The sequence below is a fragment of the Bacillus cereus group sp. BfR-BA-01310 genome (genome assembly GCF_022664325.1).
Classification (GTDB): domain Bacteria; phylum Bacillota; class Bacilli; order Bacillales; family Bacillaceae_G; genus Bacillus_A; species Bacillus_A paramycoides.
On sequence record NZ_JAKUHD010000013.1, the window covers coordinates 52,478 to 70,793 of the forward strand.

Sequence of the window (18,316 nt, forward strand, 5' to 3'; positions counted from 1 at the left end):
AAAGGTAAGGCATCGTTATTGGTGCCTTACCTTTTCGTTTTTAGGTACATTGAAGAGGGAATTTAGAATTAATCCGAGTTGTATTTATTGAAACCATTCTGTTACTTTTAAGTTTATTGTTATGATAAGATATTAAGAAATAATATTTTATAAATAGAGGTGGATAATGTATCATTTGTCAGAACTTAAAGAACAATTAGGTGTGTATTGGGATTTAATAACGTTATTTTTAGGGGCAGTCTTAGGAATAATGATTCCAGCTATGTATAAAAAGATATGTCATTACTATAAAAGATTAAGAGTAAAATTAAAATTAAAAAATTTGGCTGGAATAGAGGATTTAAATATTTTAAAGATAAGTAGTGCGAATCCTTACTATGGGAATAATGATATAAAGATTAATGTTGGTAAAAGGTGTTTATATATTGGATTTCCAAAAAAATTGTTAAATCAGGTTTTAAAACACGATGAAAAGTTCGATATACATGAAGATTGCTCATTTGACGGATCAAAGATGTTTGAAGATGTTATAAAACAGACTGGAATTTCTGATTTGAATGCTCTTATTGAGAAACATAAGGATATTGTTGCACGACAGTTTGTTAATCAAGGAGAAGGATGCTTGTTTAATAGACCTAAATTTGGAGTTTATAATATGAACACAGATCAACGAAAGGGCTATGAGGAAGTACCAGAAGTGAAAATGGAGTTGTTTCATACTGATTATTTTACTCATCGGGTTGTTAGATCAATTTATCGTGAATTAAAAGAGCGTGGAGATATGATTTTAGATTTAGACCAAGAAAATATTAAAGAAGGCTTGAAAAAATATAATTTCTTTACAACTTCATTGGGTATTAATGCCTTTGTTATAAGCGATTCTAAAGATGGGGAAAGTATTATTTTTAGCAAACGTGCCCAAGGAACTGCGTATTCTGAAAATGCTTATAAATATAACTCTACGGTTATGGAAGGGATATCCCGAACAGATTATAATTCGTATGAGGTATCTTTGAAGAAAGCACTAGAGCGAGGAGTCTACGAGGAATTGGGGATATCCTCTAGTCATTGGGATAAGTTTGAAGCTGATTATAGATTTTTTGATGTTTTCTTGGAGAAAAATTACTTTGAAATTGGAATAACAGCTTCTGTTAGATTAAATACTTTATTTGAAGAATCTATTAAAGATTTACCTGGTCAGGATAAAGAATTAGAAATAGGTAAATTAGTGGCTATACCAAAGCGCAAAAGAGAATTAGAGAAATTTATAAATGAAAATGATATGTATAATCAAGGGTTATTTACTTTGAAAATGATTTGTGCGAGAGATTTATTGTTTTTAATGTTGAAAAGAAAATCTTAAAGTTTGGAAGGGTTAACTATAGGTGGGAAGAGAGATTTATTGTATTAATAAATTCTCATATAAAAGGTAGACATATGTTATAGAGTGCCTACCTTTTATATAGTGAGTAATTAATAATAAATAGCATGTTAATTCCGAAACAGTTTAGGTAAAAAAGGTGCTTATAAGCACACATTCAGGTTTAACAAATATAGAACAGATTTATAGGCGTAATGAAAGTGAAAATGATGAATTTAAAAAACGAATTTTTCCACAATTCAAGGGCTTCTTGGGATTTTGTATACCTCCAAAAGCATTAATCCACCTAAGACTACAAAACCTACCTCTAAAATGTTAAAGTAGTAACTTAACGACATTAATTTACACATGCTAAAAGCATTACTATAATCAACATTTCAGGAGGAAAAACAATGGCAATGAGTAATAACGATATATTAAAAAGAGTAAGATATGCTATGGATATAAAAGATATAGATATGGTTGAAATCTTTAAACTTGGTGGCAAGGAAGTAACGAAAGAAGAAGTAGTTGATATGCTTACAAAAATAAAGAGAAGTCCTCAACATGAGGCTGAAAATGCTGATGTGGTCGAAGATGAGTACGTATTAACATGCGATATGATGATGTTAGAGTCATTTTTAAATGGCTTTATTACTTTAAAAAGAGGAAAGCAAGATCCGAAACCAGGACAACCGGCACCTGTACAAAGCAATGAAAGTGCCAATAATCTTCTTCTAAAGAAAATGAAAATAGCACTATCATTAACGACTGAAGATGTGCTTGATATATTAGACAGCGTAGGAGTTAAGGTGACAAAAGGAGAGTTAGGCGCTCTATTAAGAAAAAAAGGCCATAAAAATTACAAAGAGTGCGGCGATAGATATGCAAGGAATTTCATCAAGGGACTAGCTGTAAAATATAGAGGATAAGCATTGTAACATTTATGTTAAAACAGTAAATGATATAATAGGTAGAGTAGGTTGTTTGTATCCTACTCTTTTTTATTTGTAAAAATAATTATGAACGAATACGTTAGGTGATGAAATGGTACATACATATTTAGGTGAGACAATTAATTTTCATATAACTTATAAGAAGAAAAAGTCCGTGCGTCTTTATGTAGATTCGTACGGGAATGTGGAAGTGCAGGCTCCAAAAGGAACGCCTGTTGAATACTTAGTCCAATTGTTAGAAGAGAAATGGGATTGGATTCAGAAAACACGTAAGGAAATGCAGGAACGAGCGCTTGGACCACAGGAAAAGGATTATGATCAAGGAGAGGGCTTTCTGTATTTAGGAAATACGTATCCAATACAGATCTCTCAAGATGCAAGTATTACGCAAGACAATGCAGTTTTTGAAGGGGATAAGCTACATATTTATGTGCAAGAGCTTAAGGATGAGAAAATCCAACAAGCTTTAAAGCGATTTTACTATAAGCAGTGTAAGGCGTTAGTGGAGAAGAGTATTAAAGCGCATCAAAGTAACTTTAAAACGAAACCTCGTTCCATTCGTATTACAGATAGTAGCCGTACGTGGGGAACTTGTGATTCAAATCTACAGCTAACATTCAATTGGAAGCTAGCAATGGCACCACAGCGGGTAATTGATTATGTAGTTGTTCATGAAATGTGTCATATGGTTCATTTAAATCATGATCGTTCTTTTTGGCGACTTGTCGGGAAGATAATGCCTGATTATAAGGAAATGGAAAACTGGTTAGCGTTATCGAGTTGGAAGATGACGGTTTAGTAGTGCATATTATTGCTTAAAGAAGAAGAAGCCGTCTGAAAAGACCTTTTGGAACGGCTTCCTCTTATCATATAGGTTGCTATTATTGTCAATCTTTGTCGGTAAATCGATATATTTAAAAAATCGCTGATATAATTTCATTTACTATGGTATCGTTCACCAAGAAGAGAATAAAAAGGGATGTCACCTAGTCAGAGAATTCGACGAGGTGACATCCTCTTCTTTTTGCATATAAATTAACGCCCAAACTTCACAACAAAATCTTCGTCTATTTTCTCCATTGCGTATCCACGATAATCTTTTGAAATTAACGTCTGCTGTTCACTGGCATCGCTCATCGGAACACTCTTAACATCCGTCCAATCGCTTTCTTTATCTATACGCAACGCTTTCACAAAAACATACCGCATACTACCGCCATATTTCTCCTTCAGCGCAGCAATTTCCATTCCTTGCGCAAACTTATCCTTTAAACTAGGAATGTTAAAAGGTGCAACGGTGCAGCAAACGTAATCGTATTTGCTGTCTTCTTTTTGTAATTTGTCCATGATGACTGTCGCTAATATTTTTTGCATGCCATTTCCGCGACAGTTCGGGTGAACATTTGAGATTTCTTGATAGATAACGCGGTGTAGTTCGCTTTCGGATAGGCCGATATCAAGTCCTAAATGTTCATCGTCAATAGGAGGGACGAGTAGGGCACGAAATGCGATGAGCTCGTTTTCTATAAAGGCTCCGATCATCATGCCGTTTCCTTCTAGAATGTACTGAAACTCTTCTAGCGAGAGTGGTTGTAAACGACCTTTATCTTCTAATGCTTCAATTACAACGTTTTGTAGTGATAAGATTTGTTCGATATGTTCTAGAGCTAATAATGTAACGTGAAATGGCTCGCTGTTTTGTTTTAATGTTCCTTCGTATAGAACCGTCATGCGTTAGTCCTCCTTTAGCGTACAACGTCTTGAAAGACGGTTAGTTCTTGTAATGTAGTTTCGTTTATTTCAATGCCTAATCCTGGCTTTTCGTTTAAGCGAATAAATGGTACGTCGTAATGTAAGTCCCCAATGTCTTTCGTAAATTTTAATGGTCCTGTTAGTTCGACGCTAGTAATGATTTTTTTTGAGAAAGCGACATGGAATCCTGCGGAAGAGGCAACGGATGATTCGACCATAGATCCAACTTGGCATTCAATGCCTGCCATTTCCGCTTGATGAGCAAGTTTTACAGCTGGGTATATGCCGCCGCATTTCATTAGTTTTATATTCACTTTATCAGCAGCTTCTAATTTAATAATTTGGCGCATTTCACGAGAGCTTTTTAATCCTTCATCAATCATAAGTGGAAGGTCTGTTTTAGAACGAATATGAGCCATTGCGTCAATATCATCCGCTATAACAGGTTGTTCAATCCAGTCGATGTTTAAATGTCCTAATGAACGAAGTGCTGTTAATGTGTTCGCGCTATTTTTCCATCCTTGGTTTACATCAACGCGAATAGCGATATCATTTCCTACACGCTCACGGACAGCTTCAATTCTTTTTACATCTTCTTGTACATTCGTACCGACTTTCATTTTGAAAGATTGGTAACCTTTTTTAATCATGGAAGCAGCTTCTTCGGCCATATCTTCAGGATCGGCGATACTTAAGACGTGAGTGACAGGAAATTCTTCATGGTATCGTCCGCCAATTAATTGATATACAGGTTGGTTTAATTTTTTGCCCATTACATCAAAACAAGCGATATCAATTGCAGCTTTCGCTGTAGGAACACCGTAAATCGTATTGTCCATCATATCGTGTATTTTTTCGATATTCATTGGATTTTGCCCGATAAGAGCAGGAGCTAGCGTATGTTTTAAAACATGGAAAGCACTTTCCCATGATTCACCTGTAACGTGATCATCGGCAACACCTTCACCGTAACCGACAATACCTTCATTTGTTTCCATTTTGACGATAATAGAAGGCATATCAGGGTAAGAGCCATAACTAATAACAAATGGATTGCGAAGCGGTAAACGAATTGCATAAATATGAATAGCTGTAATTTTCATTGTATAGTTCCCGTCCTTTTTAGTATCTGTAGATTTGAAGTTACATATATTAATAAGAGGCTGAAGCTAATGATGAATAATTCATACAAAGAATTTTCTGAATTATAATCTTAATTACCTTATTATATTTCAAAAGAAATGTAGGGACAATCTCTTGACATTTGAGTGAATGTTCAATATATTCTTCAAAATGGGATTTTTTATAAATGATTAAACTGCTTCGAATTTAGGAAGGAGAATGGAAGTTGAAAACATTAGAACTACAAGAGCGTTTAACGGAAATTTTTCAGCATTTACATGAAAACCCTGAAGTGAGTTGGAAGGAATATGAAACGACAGCTTATATTACTAACTTTTTAAAAGAAGAAGGAATTTCATATAAAACATTTGACGATTGTCCAGGCATAATCGCTGAAATCGGAAGCGGCCATCCAGTTATCGCGGTTCGTGCTGATATGGATGCACTCTGGCAAGAGGTGGACGGAGAGTTCAAAGCGAACCATTCGTGTGGTCACGATGCTCATATGACAATTGTGATGGGACTTGTTTTACAATTGAGGAATATGAGATGGGATAGCGGTACGGTTAGATTTATTTTTCAGCCGGCTGAAGAAAAAGGAAATGGTGCTTTAAAGATGGTAGAGAAAGGTGCTGTGGATGATGCTGATTTCCTATTTGGTGTTCATTTAAGACCGATTGAGGAATTGCCTTTGAAACAAGCGGCACCATCTATTCGTCACGGAGCAGCGGGTTTTTTAGAAGGTACGATTCATGGAGAGGATGCACATGGAGCACGCCCACATCAAGGTATAAACGCAATTGACGTTATTTCAATGATTAATATTGGATTGAAAAATATATGGTTACCACCGCAAACATCGCATTCTGTTAAGATGACGAGATGCCAAGCTGGTGGTGATAATTTAAATATCATTCCAGGAAACGGTCATTTTAGTTTAGATGTAAGGGCAGAAAATAATATATTACTAGATGAGTTGAAACAAAAAATTGAGCACGTAATTACGTCTACTGAATCAATGGGATCCAAAATTTCTTATGAGTGGATTGACCTTGCGCCAGGAGCAGAGGTATCAGAAGAAGCTGAACGCTTTATGCGTAAAGGTATTCTTGAAGTATATGGGGAAGAGGGATGTACGGGACCTCTGTATACGACGGGAAGCGATGATTTCCATTACTATACAGTGAAAAGACCGCATTTAAAAGCAGTTATGCTAGGACTAGGGGCAAATCTACAACCGGGATTACACCATCCGTATATGAAGTTTGATCATAGCTGTATCATGGATGGAGTAGAGATATTAAAACAAACTGTGTTGAAAGTATTAGAAAACAGGGGCTAGAAAGTTCCTGTTTTGTCGATAAGTCGATATATTTCAATTGCTGAAAGCCTGATGAAAAATCAGGCTTTTTCTGTGGTGTATAATAGTAAATATAATTTCTTAGTAGGAGAAAACAAATGAACGAACAATATTACGATGCTGTATTACATATAAAAACTGTCGGAGAGCAAAAAGGTTTTAATAAATCTTTACATTACCACCGTTATGAGCCGACACCATATAGTGGATTAGAGGAACTGTTGAATCAATACGAGATTAAAGGTGGCGATCGAATTGTAGACTTTGGATGTGGAAAAGGGAGATTGAATTTTTACATGCATCATAAGTGCGGTGCTTCAGCTGTAGGAATTGAAATGAATGAAGAATTTTATAAAGAAGCGATGGAGAACCTTGAGCGTTATGCAAAGAAGGTAAGAAACAGTAAAGATAAAATCCAATTTGAATGTTGTTTAGCACAGGAATATGAGATTGATCCGCGTGATAATCGGTTTTATTTCTTTAATCCGTTTTCAGTACAAGTGTTTATGAATGTAGTAAATAACATCTTACGTTCGGTAGAAGAAGCAGAGAGAGAAGTGGATATTATTTTATACTATCCTTCGGAGGATTACATTTTCTTCTTAGAAAATCAGACTGCGTTTGAACTGAAGAAAGAAATTAGGTTGCCAGAAGCTTATGAGAAGAATGGGAATGAGAGATTTTTAGTTTATACATTAGGATTATAAAAAAAGCAGGTGCCAAGGCACCTGCTTTTTAAAACTCACGTCTCTATAATTAGTTACGGATTAAGTAATCAAATGCACCTAAAGCTGCATTCGCTCCTGAACCCATAGAGATGATAATTTGTTTGTATGGATTATTTGTACAGTCACCTGCAGCAAACACTCCTGGTACATTTGTAGCACCGTGCTTATCTGTTACGATTTCACCGCGAACGCGTTCAACTGTGTCACCTAACCAGTCTGTGTTTGGCACAAGACCGATTTGAACGAATACACCTTGTAATTCAACATGGTGAACTTCTTCAGTTTCACGATCGATGTAAGAAATACCGTTTACTTTGTCAGTACCAGTAATTTCTTTCGTTTGAACGTTTTTCAGAACAGTTACGTTAGGTAGGCTATTAAGACGCTCTTGTAATACAGCATCAGCTTTTAATTCTGGCATGAATTCAAGAACAGTTACGTGCTTAACAATACCTGCTAAGTCGATAGCTGCTTCAATACCAGAGTTACCTCCACCAATAACCGCTACATCTTTTCCGATGAATAATGGACCGTCACAGTGAGGGCAGTATGCTACACCTTTGTTTTTGAACTCAGCTTCACCTGGTACGCCAACGTTACGCCAGCGAGCACCTGTTGAAACGATTACGCTCTTACTTTTCAGAATAGCGCCGTTTTCAAGTTCCACTTCAATAAGTTCTTTTTTCTCTAAACGTTTCGCACGTTGTAGATTCATTACATCGATGTCGTATTCTTTTACGTGCTCTTCAAGGCTTGCTACTAGCTTAGGACCTTCAGTGCGTTTTACGCTGATGAAGTTCTCAATACCCATAGTATCCATTACTTGACCACCGAAGCGCTCAGCAACGATACCAGTGCGGATGCCTTTACGTGCTGCATAAATTGCTGCACTTGCACCAGCTGGGCCGCCACCAACAACAAGAACATCGTACGGATCTTTATCAGAAAGCTCTGATGCATCTGGACCGTTACCCATTTTAGCTAGAATTTCTTCAAGTGTCATACGACCACTTCCGAAAGATTCACCATTTAGATAAACAGTTGGTACTGCCATAATGTCTTTACTTTCGACTTCCTCTTTGAATGCAGCGCCGTCAATCATAGTATGTGTAATACCAGAGTTTAGAACGCTCATTACGTTAAGAGCTTGTACAACATCAGGACAGTTGTGACAACTTAGGCTGATATAAGATTCAAAATGATATTCGCCTTGAATGTTTTTTATTTGATCAATTAATTTTTGTTCAACTTTTGGAGCGCGTCCACTCACTTGTAGTAAAGCTAACACTAATGAAGTGAATTCGTGTCCTAATGGAATACCAGCGAATACTACACCAGTGTCTTCACCAGGGCGATTTACGCTAAAGCTTGGTGTTCTCTCTAGTTCAACTTTTTCTACTGTAATCTTAGATGACATAGTAGCTAATTCATCTACTAGAGATAACATATCTTTAGATACGTTATCGTCTCCTGCGCTAACTTTAAGTAAAATGTCATTCTCCATTAATTGAAGGTATTGGGATAGTTGTGTTTTTATATCTGCATCTAGTATCATTTTGATCGAACTCCTTAGATTTTGCCTACAAGGTCAAGGCTTGGTTTAAGTGTTGCAGAACCCTCTTGCCATTTAGCTGGGCAAACTTCACCTGGGTTGTTACGTACGTATTGAGCTGCTTTAATTTTGTTAACAAGAATGCTTGCGTCACGGCCGATACCATCAGCGTTGATTTCCATAGATTGGATAACGCCGTCTGGATCGATGATGAATGTACCACGAGCAGCAAGACCTTCTTCTTCCATTAAAACGTTGAAGTTGCTAGTGATTGTGCGAGTTGGGTCACCAATCATAATGTATTCGATTTTGCCGATAGTTTCTGAGCTATCATGCCATGCTTTATGTGTGAAGTGAGTGTCTGTAGATACAGAGTATACTTCAACGCCTAGTTCTTTAAGTGTTGCATATTGGTTTTGTAAGTCTTCAAGTTCAGTTGGACAAACGAATGTGAAGTCTGCAGGGTAGAAACAAACTACGCTCCATTTTCCTTTTAAACTTTCATCAGTAACTTGGATAAATTCTCCATTATGGTAAGCATTAGCTTTAAACGGTTTTACTTCTGTGCCGATTAATAACATATTAAAATTCCTCCTAAATGTTGGTTTTGAGCATCGGAAATTAGTTTGCTCATAAAATATATTTTTTAATTAACTGTAATAATTCTAATTCAATATTAATTATCATATAGAAGTGGTTATTTTGTCAAGGAGAATGTAGCACTTTATTGTAATTTTAATTAATATTTATTCTCAATTAAGATTATGAAGTAGTTTAGCAGTGATAGAGTAGAAAATTTAGTTTTAAATGAGTGAATATAGTCATAGGTGAAAGGGTGTTTTAATTTAAGATTGAAATATAAAGATGATAATTAAATTTATTCGTGGAAAGAGTTCTTAGTAGATGTTGTATTTGAACAGTAACTTCTTATTTTATTGTACAAAGAATTTTGCAATAAATAAAACAAAATGTATCGGAATCTTTTTGAACAATTTTTGTCATCATGGCATTTACTGTTGCAGAAGAAATCGAGTTTTGAGCTCAAATTTATTATCAAACGAAAAGTGTCGGGGAACCGAAGTTATTGCCAGAAGACGAGATGGAAAGTTTGGCGAAGAAGTTTGAAGGGGATGGGCAGCAGTAGAATGAAATGAAAACCCCCTCAAAGAAAAAATCTTGAGGGGGTTTTTTACGCTTTCTTCAACAACAAATACATAAAGTAAGGTGCACCAATTAAAGCAACGACAATACCTGCTGGAATACCGCTAGGTTCGACAATATTTCGTCCAATTGTGTCCGCTAGTAGCAATAACCATCCGCCGATTAAAACGGCGATAGGGATGAATATTTGATGTCTTGGGCCTACTAAAGATTTGGCGATGTGAGGAGCCATAAGTCCGATAAAGCTAATTCCTCCTGTTACGGAAACGGCTGCGGCAGCAAGCGCAACGGCTGCAATTAATAAGTATCTTCGTTCTTTTTCAATTTCGATACCGACTCCAATTGCTATTGGTTCGTTTAATGCAAGGATGTTTAATCGGTTGGCTTTATAGAAGACAAATGGGATTAATACGATTAGCCATGGAAGCATTGCTAAAACAAATGTCCAGTCATCTCCCCAAATGTTTCCGGCAATCCATTTTGAAATAAAGTCTACTTTCATACGATCTGCTGATGAGATTAGTACAATCATTGTTCCAGATAGTGCAAAGGCAAAACCGATACCTGTTAATGTTAATCGTATTGGCTGAAGTCCTTCTGTTTTACTGTATGAAAATACGTAAATGAGACAAGCTGTCAGAAAAGCACCGATAAATCCAACGACTGGTAGTAGATAAAGAAATGAACCTACATCTATCGGGAAGTATAAGAAGAAAACTGCAACTGCAACACCAGCACCAGAGTTGATTCCAAGAATACCGGGTTCAGCTAAATCGTTTCGAGTAATACCTTGTAATATAGCACCTGATAAAGCGAGTGCCATACCAGCTAATAATGTAATGACGATTCTAGGTAGTCTTAAAGAATATAAAACGAATTCCTCTTTAAATGTACCTTGTCCCATAAGTGTTGGGATTAATCTGTCATAGGAGAGAGAGGCAGAGCCGAGTCCCATTCCGATCACAATTGTTGTGATAGTAAGTATAAGTAATGCAAGTATGATAAGACGTTGTTTCTTTATAATAGATTGTTGCATCATGAGAACGTTCTTCCCCCTTTATGAACAATAAATAGGAAGACTGGTAATCCTACAATAGCGACAATTGCAGCAACTGGTGTTTCGTACGGAGCGTTAATTGTACGCCCAATTGTATCTGCGAGTAGCATAAAGGAAGCACCAGCGATTGCTGACATCGGTATGACAAAACGGTAGTCTGGCCCAACGATTGGACGAACCATATGAGGTATCATTAAGCCGATAAATGCCATATTCCCGACAAGCGCTACAGAAGCACCAGCAAGCAAGATAATAATGATAAATAAAATCGTTTTAATGACGATAATTTTTTGACCGAGTCCAATGGCAACTTCTTCACTGAAACTAAGGACTGTCAATTTCTTTGCAAGTAAAATAGCGATAAAGATACTTATCGAAATAACCGGAATAATAATTTTTAATTGGCTCCAAGTCGTTCCAATTACGCCCCCAGCCGTCCAAAGTGATACATCTTGTGAAATTTTAAAGTAAATGCCAATACCTTCTGAAATGGCGATTAGGAATGCTGAAACAGCAGCACCAGCTAATACAATTCGAAGGGGAGAAAGTCCGCCCTTTTTCACCATGCCAATTCCAAATACCATAATAGCGCCAATTGCAGCACCGATAAAGCAAGCTAGCGTTAAGTAAAGATAGCTAATGGAAGGATTGAAAGCGAGTGTGAGTGCAAGCGCAGCATTTGCACCGCCAGTTAGGCCAAGTAATCCAGGATCAGCAAGAGGATTTCGCGTTAAGCCTTGCATAATTGCACCAGAAACAGCAAGTCCAGCTCCTACAAAAATAGCAGCAACTTCACGTGGTAAACGTATTTCACGAAGAATAGATAACTTGTCGCCTTTAGCAGAGGAGGTGAGTGCTAACCATACATCTTTTATAGAAGTATCTGCAGCACCGAATACCATTGCTGCCATAAAAATAAGAAAGAATGCAATAACGCTCAAAATTAATTTGTATGTAAAAGCGGTGGAACGTAGATTGTCTTGCTCTTTTGTCATCAATTTCACATCTTTTCTTTTCATAGAATAAAGGAAGAGGAATTCTTAATTTAAGAATTCCTCATTGTTGTATTATTGACCAAGAAAGCTTTTCTTGAAGAAATCTAATTGGAAGTCTAATGTAAGTGGATCATTAAAGTAGAATTCCATCATGTTTGCTTCAAATACACGATTATTTTTTACTGCTGGAATGTTTTTGTATGATTCTGTCTCTTGGAATGAGTTATCAGTATCTTTGTTTTTACTTACGATTAAGTAATCACCAGCAAACTCAGGTAATACCTCAGTAGATAATGCGTAGTAACCTTCTTTTAATGCCTTTTCTTTTACTTTTTCAGGCATTTTTAATTTCATTTCTTGGTAAAGAATTTCTGTTCCACGGCCCCAGTTATCGCCATATACATAAAGCTGTTTGTTGAAGTTTTCAACAACAGAAACTGTTGCATCTTCACCGATCTTCGTTTTAATTTCTTTTCCAGCCGTTTGTGCGCGTTTCTTGAAATCATCAACCCAAGTTTTTGCTTCTTTTTCTTTGTTTAATAACTTACCGATTTCTAAATGTTGTGTTAAGTAATCAACTTTTCCATATGTAAATGTTACAGTAGGAGCGATTTTCTTTAACTTATCGACATTTTTAATATTTGATAAACCAATGATTAAGTCTGGATTTAATTCTGCGATCTTTTCAACATTCTCATCTGATACTTCAGCAACGTTTTTAAGTTTGCTATCAAAGCGAGGATTTTGTTTAGACCATGAATCTACCCCAACAAGATTTACACCTAATGACATTACGTTACCAGCGAATGATGATAGGACAACGACACGTTGTGGATTTGCTGGAACTTCCACTTTACCATTTTCAGATTGGTATGTAATTGTCTCTGACTTCTTACCTTGTGCGTCGTTTTTCTTGTCTGTTGAACCGTTGCTACAAGCACTCATAACAAGGACGAACAGAACTGTTAGTGAAATGAATAATTTTTTCATCGTCTTGCTCCTTTTGATAGCTAATATGTAATACATAATAATTTGTTTAACTTTGATTTTTTGAAAAGCTGGTGGTAATACAAAATTCTTATTAACAATCTTGAATTTGAGATTTCACTATAGAGTGTTCATCATAATTAATGAAAGAAGATGAAATCTACAACTTGCTAATAATTAACAAAATGATAATGATTATCACTATCGATTCTTTAAATAATATAATTGTATATAGATGTATTGTCAATAGTAATTTGGATTGTAAAATTCATAAAAACAAGTTATATTTTATTGAGAATGATAATCAATGATTAGTAGCTGAGGAGTGAGCATGAATGAATCAAGAAGAATTGTTTGATGTAACCGTGATAGGCGGTGGACCTGCGGGGCTTTATTCAGCTTTTTATAGTGGACTAAGAGAGATGAAAACGAAAATAATAGAATTTCAACCACAGTTAGGTGGTAAAATACATGTTTATCCAGAAAAAATGATTTGGGATATTGGCGGATTGTTACCAGTTACTGGTGAGAAATTAATTGAGCAACTTATACAACAAGGATTAACATTCCAACCAGAAGTTATATTAAATACAAAAATAGAATCGATTATTCGTAATCAGGATGGCATTTTTACGTTAAAAACAAGTACTGGAGAAGAACATTTTTCAAAAACAGTGATCGTCGCAACTGGAAGTGGTATATTGAATCCACAAAAGTTATCAATTGAAGGTGCTGAGAGATTCGAAGTCTCAAATTTAAATTATACAGTTAAATCTTTAAAGCGTTTCAAAGATAAAACGGTAATTATTTCAGGTGGGGGGAACTCTGCAATTGATTGGGCGAATGAATTAGAACCAATCGCAAAAAAGGTTTATTTAACATATAGAAAAGAATCATTATCTGGCCATGAAGCACAAGTAAAACAACTTATGAACAGTTCAGCAGAATGTTTCTTTAATACAGCAATTACAAAATTAATTGCTAGCGATAGTCATGAGGCGATTGAGTATGTAGAATTAACGAATCATGAAACTGGAGAGGTTTCTCATGTATCTGTTGATGAAGTTATTATTAATCATGGATATGAACGTGACATTACATTATTAGAAAATAGTGAGCTAGATGTTGCAATTGTGGATAATTATTTTATTGCAGGGAATGCAAATAGTGAGTCCTCGGTAGATGGATTATATGCTGCTGGAGATATTCTAAAGCATGAAGGGAAATTACATTTAATAGCAGGAGCATTCCAAGATGCTGGAAATGCTGTGAATAAAGCGAAACAATTTATTCAACCAGATGCAAGTGAGTACGGAATGGTTTCTTCGCATAATGAAGTATTTAAGAAGAGAAATCGAGAATTGATTAAGCAGATGATGAAATAAGAAAGGAAGCAAGTATACCCCCATTTACATCTCTATTTCTATGAATGAGAGGTGTAAATGGGGGTTTTCCTGTTTACTATATTTTCATTCATTATCATGACACCGGTTTCATTAGTTCATGTCATATGAATGTATTTCTCCAAAAAGGGAATACAAAGACTTGAACGTTTTATTTGTAAATCTTTCTTGAAAACAATGAATCTATGCTTGATTTGTGTTGGTCAACATCAAATTATGCTGTCCCTTTTGCTTGTTCGTTTGGAAATGGCATATTCTGTATGGAAGAAATGTATTGTTTTCCATGTTTTCGAGCTAACGATTCCAATATTTGACGAACGCGTTTTGTAAGATGACCTTGTTTTTTTATAGCCTCACAATATGCATCATAGAAAGCGTATTTAGCCCAAAGGAAATCATCTTGTTGGAATAAGAAATGATTTTTGTACCATTCACCAATCGTATGGTAACAATTGCTTTCATGTGCTGCTGCACTTTGAGAAAGAATGCGATCGGATAAAGACTTAGATAGATGAGAAATTGTGTTTTCTGTTTCAACTCGTAATGTTTTTTCTAACATTGTAATGATGTGTCGAGTAGCCATATGTTAACTCTCCTTTGTGTAAATGGGTAATACCATTCTATATTTAAAAAAATACTTACTATATTATTATACAATATATGGAATGCATCTACCTGCTTTTTAATTTGCATTTACAAAATCTTTTTTATTTGTTTACAAAAATAAAGTAAAGTAAGGTACAGTATATATATGAAAAAACAATAAAGGAATGAACACATTGTATATAACGATAGAAGAGGCCGCGGAGTATTTGAATTTACCAAAATCGTATGTTGAAGATTTAATTCAGCAAAAGAAAATTCGTGCGTTGTTCGATGGAGAGCAATATTTATTAAATAAAGAACAATTTAATACACATTTAGAACAAATGGAGAAATATAAACAGTTAGTGGAAGAAATATTAAACGAGCCAATTCCGGAAGATATGGATGTTAAAGACGAAGATTAAATTTATGAAAAGATCCCGTATTAAGATATACAGAAATGTATCTTAATACGGGATCTTTTCGTATTAGAAGGTTACATATTGCCCTGAAAGCAATTTCATAATTATAATTTAAAGGGATAAAATTTAAAATATTTTTGGGGTATTGATCAAGAGGAGTTTTTATATGAACAAATTCAAAAGCTTGGTTTATGAAGAAAGAGAAGCTTTAAAAGTATTTTTATTATTATTCTATATTATATTCTTTTTATATGACGTTATCTATTATTTTGTTTATCCTGCTATGGATATTAATGAGGCAACGATAGGTTGGCCAGAAGGTGGTATGGGGATAGGTGTATATATATTAGTAATATCTTTATTTCCTATTTCAATATATCTTCAAAGACAAGGGTATGTTTATTTTGTAAAATATTTATTTTTAATTGGGTACATGCTTACTGATCTTATTAATAACCTAATGATTTATCTACACAGTGATCGTGTTTTTGAAAGCGGAAATATGGTTGAAATACTGTTAATTTTATTTGCACCGATTTTTGTGAATAGAAAATATTTTTATTTAGTTTCCTTTAGTGTAATTGGAAAATATGTATTTTTTACGTTGGTATTACAAGATATAAAAGTTGTGATTCCGCTTGTTTTATGTGTATTCTTTTTTATTATTTCACATTCTTTGTTAAATCGATTTCAGTCTTATGTAAGAACAGTTGTTGAGATGATGAATATTATGAAAGAGACCGAAAATTTAGCTGTAATTGGGACTATGTCTACAACAATTGCTCATGAAATTCGAAATCCATTAACAGCTCTAAAAGGATTTACACAAATCCAAAAAGAAAGAAACCCTACTGATGTGATGAGCTATGAGATTATGCTACAAGAAATTGAGAGGATTAACGGGTTTGTTAGTGAATTGATGTTATTGGGAAAACCGAAACCGATTAATTATGAATGGTGTAATATACGAGAAATCCTTTTATATGTTGTACAGTTAATGGAAAGTTATGCGTCTCAATATAAGGTGAAATTCCACTTGCAAGTAGATGGAAATTTACCCGCTATAAATGGCGATGATAAGCAATTAAAACAAGTGTTGTTAAACATTATCAAGAATGGAATAGAATCGATGCCAGAAGGTGGAGACATTCATATTCGTGCATTCAAAAAAGCTGGAGATAATTTGTGTATTTCTGTCGAAGATCAAGGTTTTGGTATAGAGAATGAGAAGATAGAGAAAATCGGAAAGGCATTTTATACAACAAAGGAGAATGGTACAGGTCTTGGGTTAATGATTACATATAAAATTATTGAAGAACATCAAGGGAGTATCGCAATTCAAAGTAGTATGGGCGTAGGAACGAAAGTGAAAATTTATTTACCAACAGCGTAGTGCATTAGAAGAAAAAATTTTTCAGAAAAGTGCTCTTGTTGTGTAAATATAAACATTTTATAAAATGTTTCAAGAAGGGTTTTTTTTATAAAACACTTCGTTTATAATGGAGGAAAATATCGACATGAAGCTTTGAGCTCGTGTAACGGTTCGGTAGTGTTATGAAAAGAAAAGAAGGGGTGCACGCGCATCCTTTTTTCTATGCAGATATGATGAAAGGGGTGGTATGATGGAATTAACATTAAATTCGGCTGTATGTTTACACACGATTCAATTTCGAAAAGAGCAAAAGAATTATATTGTAAAAGATACGATTACAGGAGAAAAATATGAAATGCCGCCACTTTGGATTGATGCACTAGCAATGATGCGTGACGGTTTTTTATTGGGAGAAATTGAGGAGAAATTAAAAGAAGAGTATCCGACAGAAGAAGTAGACATGTTAGCATTCACGAGGCAAATGTTAGAGCTAGAACTTGTCGGAATGGTAGATGGAGAAGAGATAGCTTGTACAAAGCAGAAAGATAAAGATTATTTAGCTTGGGTACGCCCACGGGTGGAACAATTCTTTCTTAATTTAAATAAAAAATATAGAAGCAAAGGTCAAAAGTGATCTTTGCTTTTTTTGTTGTCCTTAAGTAGTTCTTATTTTAAAAAATAACAGCAAATGCTCTGGCAAAAGCACCATCACTATTTTTAATTTTTAAAGGTGCTGCTGAGAAAAAGAAGCGCTTCGTTTTAATGGAATCTAGATTTGTTAAGTTTTCAATTAAATAAATGTTATTCCCTAGTAATATGTGATGAATAGGTGATGTTTCTGTAGTTACTTCATCAGGAGAAATAAAATCTAAACCGACAGATTTTATTTTTAATTTAACTAGTTCTTCAGCTAATTCTTCGGAAAGATAAAATGCTTCTTTCGCATAAGATTCCGTGTTCCATTTATTAGATAGATTGGAATGGAAAATAACAATATCTCCTTCCTTTATGTCGGTAGTATTGAGTACTTCCTTAGGCAACTTTCGTTCTTGAACATGAGTTACATCGATAAGAACAGCTTCGCCTACAAATTGATCAAGGGGTAATCGATCAATTGTTGTTGCGCCAGAAATAAAATGCGCAGGAGCATCGCAATGCGTGCCGACATGAACGACAGAATGAAAATCTGTAACTTGATATCCTGTCTCTTCAACACTTGTAATTGCTTGTAGTTGGATTTTTGGTGTTCCAGGAAATTGAGACATATTGTTTTCAAACGTTTGTGATAGGTCAATTACTTTCATCCTAAATACCTCCAATATATGTTTTTAAAATAATAAAAAGCTCATCTTCCATAATCAAGAAAGATGAGCTTTACATACAGTAGTTAAGTTTTATCTTCCAAAATGCAAAGCATTTTGCAGGAATTAGCACCTATTCAGTTTTTATAAACTGAGGTTGCTGGGCTTCAAAGGGCCGGTCCCTCTGCCTCTCTTGATAAAGG

The 18,316-nt window shown here is 35.0% G+C and carries 18 protein-coding genes, 1 pseudogene and 1 riboswitch; of the genes and pseudogenes, 10 read left to right on the forward strand and 9 right to left on the reverse strand.

Features of this window, described 5'->3' with window-relative positions:
* The first annotated feature begins 175 nt into the window (after positions 1-175).
* The 3 genes from MR109_RS21230 (at position 176) to MR109_RS21240 (ending at position 3,115) form a co-directional block, all read left to right on the forward strand.
* Positions 176-1,363, forward strand: coding sequence for a hypothetical protein (locus tag MR109_RS21230; protein WP_242273778.1), 1,188 nt, complete (start codon positions 176-178; stop codon positions 1,361-1,363).
* Between the two features lie 410 nt (positions 1,364-1,773).
* Complete coding sequence (locus MR109_RS21235; RefSeq protein WP_242273779.1) at positions 1,774-2,292, forward strand: YehS family protein; 519 nt, start codon at positions 1,774-1,776, stop codon at positions 2,290-2,292.
* A gap of 115 nt (positions 2,293-2,407) precedes the next feature.
* A complete protein-coding gene (locus tag MR109_RS21240) occupies positions 2,408-3,115 on the forward strand; it encodes a M48 family metallopeptidase (protein WP_242273780.1) in 708 nt (235 codons plus the stop codon).
* Positions 3,116-3,351: 236 nt separating this feature from the next.
* On the opposite strand, the gene MR109_RS21245 is transcribed toward MR109_RS21240, so the two are convergent.
* Both MR109_RS21245 and MR109_RS21250 read right to left on the reverse strand, forming a co-directional pair.
* Positions 3,352-4,047 (reverse strand): N-acetyltransferase, encoded by a 696-nt coding sequence (locus tag MR109_RS21245; RefSeq protein ID WP_098475672.1) that lies wholly within the window; start codon positions 4,045-4,047, stop codon positions 3,352-3,354.
* Between the two features lie 14 nt (positions 4,048-4,061).
* Positions 4,062-5,171 carry a mandelate racemase/muconate lactonizing enzyme family protein gene (locus MR109_RS21250; protein ID WP_242273781.1) on the reverse strand — a complete coding sequence of 370 codons (1,110 nt, stop codon included), beginning with the start codon at positions 5,169-5,171 and terminating at the stop codon, positions 4,062-4,064.
* A 245-nt stretch (positions 5,172-5,416) separates the two neighbouring features.
* Between MR109_RS21250 and MR109_RS21255 the strand changes: the two genes are divergently transcribed.
* Complete coding sequence (locus tag MR109_RS21255) at positions 5,417-6,532, forward strand: M20 peptidase aminoacylase family protein (protein WP_002174649.1); 1,116 nt, start codon at positions 5,417-5,419, stop codon at positions 6,530-6,532.
* Positions 6,533-6,648: 116 nt separating this feature from the next.
* Positions 6,649-7,257 carry an SAM-dependent methyltransferase gene (locus tag MR109_RS21260; protein WP_178941173.1) on the forward strand — a complete coding sequence of 203 codons (609 nt, stop codon included), beginning with the start codon at positions 6,649-6,651 and terminating at the stop codon, positions 7,255-7,257.
* A gap of 49 nt (positions 7,258-7,306) precedes the next feature.
* Here the strand turns inward: MR109_RS21260 and ahpF are convergent, their stop codons facing one another.
* Together ahpF and ahpC are read right to left on the reverse strand one after the other, a co-directional pair.
* On the reverse strand, positions 7,307-8,833 hold the full coding sequence (ahpF, locus tag MR109_RS21265) for an alkyl hydroperoxide reductase subunit F (RefSeq protein ID WP_098475675.1): 1,527 nt from the start codon (positions 8,831-8,833) through the stop codon (positions 7,307-7,309).
* Between the two features lie 14 nt (positions 8,834-8,847).
* Positions 8,848-9,411 carry an alkyl hydroperoxide reductase subunit C gene (gene ahpC / locus MR109_RS21270; RefSeq protein ID WP_000924421.1) on the reverse strand — a complete coding sequence of 188 codons (564 nt, stop codon included), beginning with the start codon at positions 9,409-9,411 and terminating at the stop codon, positions 8,848-8,850.
* A 422-nt stretch (positions 9,412-9,833) separates the two neighbouring features.
* On the opposite strand from ahpC, the pseudogene MR109_RS21275 reads away from it, so the two are divergent.
* Positions 9,834-9,974, forward strand: a pseudogene (locus MR109_RS21275) (fuculose phosphate aldolase); the annotation flags it as partial.
* A gap of 45 nt (positions 9,975-10,019) precedes the next feature.
* On the opposite strand, the gene MR109_RS21280 reads toward MR109_RS21275, so the two are convergent.
* From MR109_RS21280 to MR109_RS21290, 3 genes are read right to left on the reverse strand one after another with little or no spacing between them, the layout of a single operon-like run.
* Positions 10,020-11,027, reverse strand: a complete 1,008-nt coding sequence (locus MR109_RS21280) for a FecCD family ABC transporter permease (RefSeq protein ID WP_071718280.1) — start codon at positions 11,025-11,027, stop codon at positions 10,020-10,022.
* Entirely contained in the window at positions 11,027-12,067 is a 1,041-nt protein-coding gene (locus tag MR109_RS21285; protein WP_242273783.1) for a FecCD family ABC transporter permease, read from the reverse strand. The genes MR109_RS21280 and MR109_RS21285 overlap by 1 nt, the downstream gene beginning before the upstream one ends.
* Positions 12,068-12,115: 48 nt before the next feature.
* Positions 12,116-13,033, reverse strand: a complete 918-nt coding sequence (locus MR109_RS21290) for an iron-hydroxamate ABC transporter substrate-binding protein (protein ID WP_098306684.1) — start codon at positions 13,031-13,033, stop codon at positions 12,116-12,118.
* A 332-nt stretch (positions 13,034-13,365) separates the two neighbouring features.
* On the opposite strand from MR109_RS21290, the gene MR109_RS21295 reads away from it, so the two are divergent.
* Positions 13,366-14,415: an NAD(P)/FAD-dependent oxidoreductase gene (locus tag MR109_RS21295; RefSeq protein WP_071718260.1), complete on the forward strand. Its 1,050-nt coding sequence runs from the start codon at positions 13,366-13,368 to the stop codon at positions 14,413-14,415.
* Positions 14,416-14,647: 232 nt separating this feature from the next.
* Here MR109_RS21295 and MR109_RS21300 read toward each other — a convergent pair whose 3' ends face one another.
* On the reverse strand, positions 14,648-15,016 hold the full coding sequence (locus MR109_RS21300; RefSeq protein WP_071718259.1) for a hypothetical protein: 369 nt from the start codon (positions 15,014-15,016) through the stop codon (positions 14,648-14,650).
* A gap of 187 nt (positions 15,017-15,203) precedes the next feature.
* On the opposite strand from MR109_RS21300, the gene MR109_RS21305 reads away from it, so the two are divergent.
* The 3 genes from MR109_RS21305 to MR109_RS21315 all read left to right on the forward strand — a co-directional run bounded on the left by MR109_RS21305 (position 15,204) and on the right by MR109_RS21315 (position 17,446).
* Complete coding sequence (locus tag MR109_RS21305; RefSeq protein ID WP_029953170.1) at positions 15,204-15,443, forward strand: helix-turn-helix domain-containing protein; 240 nt, start codon at positions 15,204-15,206, stop codon at positions 15,441-15,443.
* Between the two features lie 163 nt (positions 15,444-15,606).
* Positions 15,607-16,833, forward strand: a complete 1,227-nt coding sequence (locus tag MR109_RS21310; RefSeq protein ID WP_242273785.1) for an ATP-binding protein — start codon at positions 15,607-15,609, stop codon at positions 16,831-16,833.
* Positions 16,834-17,062: 229 nt separating this feature from the next.
* On the forward strand, positions 17,063-17,446 hold the full coding sequence (locus MR109_RS21315; RefSeq protein WP_178941194.1) for a hypothetical protein: 384 nt from the start codon (positions 17,063-17,065) through the stop codon (positions 17,444-17,446).
* 37 nt (positions 17,447-17,483) lie between these two features.
* Here the strand turns inward: MR109_RS21315 and MR109_RS21320 are convergent, their stop codons facing one another.
* Positions 17,484-18,116, reverse strand: coding sequence for a cyclase family protein (locus tag MR109_RS21320; RefSeq protein ID WP_242273786.1), 633 nt, complete (start codon positions 18,114-18,116; stop codon positions 17,484-17,486).
* 87 nt (positions 18,117-18,203) lie between these two features.
* Positions 18,204-18,316: riboswitch (SAM riboswitch) on the reverse strand.

Coding starts and splice junctions, on each gene's coding strand:
- MR109_RS21235 (WP_242273779.1), top strand. CDS start 1,774: ATGGCAATGAGTAATAACGATATATTAAAAAGAGTAAGATATGCTATG.
- MR109_RS21240 (WP_242273780.1), top strand. CDS start 2,408: ATGGTACATACATATTTAGGTGAGACAATTAATTTTCATATAACTTAT.
- MR109_RS21245 (WP_098475672.1), bottom strand. CDS start 4,047: ATGACGGTTCTATACGAAGGAACATTAAAACAAAACAGCGAGCCATTT.
- MR109_RS21250 (WP_242273781.1), bottom strand. CDS start 5,171: ATGAAAATTACAGCTATTCATATTTATGCAATTCGTTTACCGCTTCGC.
- MR109_RS21260 (WP_178941173.1), top strand. CDS start 6,649: ATGAACGAACAATATTACGATGCTGTATTACATATAAAAACTGTCGGA.
- ahpF (WP_098475675.1), bottom strand. CDS start 8,833: ATGATACTAGATGCAGATATAAAAACACAACTATCCCAATACCTTCAA.
- ahpC (WP_000924421.1), bottom strand. CDS start 9,411: ATGTTATTAATCGGCACAGAAGTAAAACCGTTTAAAGCTAATGCTTAC.
- MR109_RS21280 (WP_071718280.1), bottom strand. CDS start 11,027: ATGCAACAATCTATTATAAAGAAACAACGTCTTATCATACTTGCATTA.
- MR109_RS21285 (WP_242273783.1), bottom strand. CDS start 12,067: ATGAAAAGAAAAGATGTGAAATTGATGACAAAAGAGCAAGACAATCTA.
- MR109_RS21290 (WP_098306684.1), bottom strand. CDS start 13,033: ATGAAAAAATTATTCATTTCACTAACAGTTCTGTTCGTCCTTGTTATG.
- MR109_RS21295 (WP_071718260.1), top strand. CDS start 13,366: ATGAATCAAGAAGAATTGTTTGATGTAACCGTGATAGGCGGTGGACCT.
- MR109_RS21300 (WP_071718259.1), bottom strand. CDS start 15,016: ATGGCTACTCGACACATCATTACAATGTTAGAAAAAACATTACGAGTT.
- MR109_RS21305 (WP_029953170.1), top strand. CDS start 15,204: ATGAACACATTGTATATAACGATAGAAGAGGCCGCGGAGTATTTGAAT.
- MR109_RS21310 (WP_242273785.1), top strand. CDS start 15,607: ATGAACAAATTCAAAAGCTTGGTTTATGAAGAAAGAGAAGCTTTAAAA.
- MR109_RS21315 (WP_178941194.1), top strand. CDS start 17,063: ATGGAATTAACATTAAATTCGGCTGTATGTTTACACACGATTCAATTT.
- MR109_RS21320 (WP_242273786.1), bottom strand. CDS start 18,116: ATGAAAGTAATTGACCTATCACAAACGTTTGAAAACAATATGTCTCAA.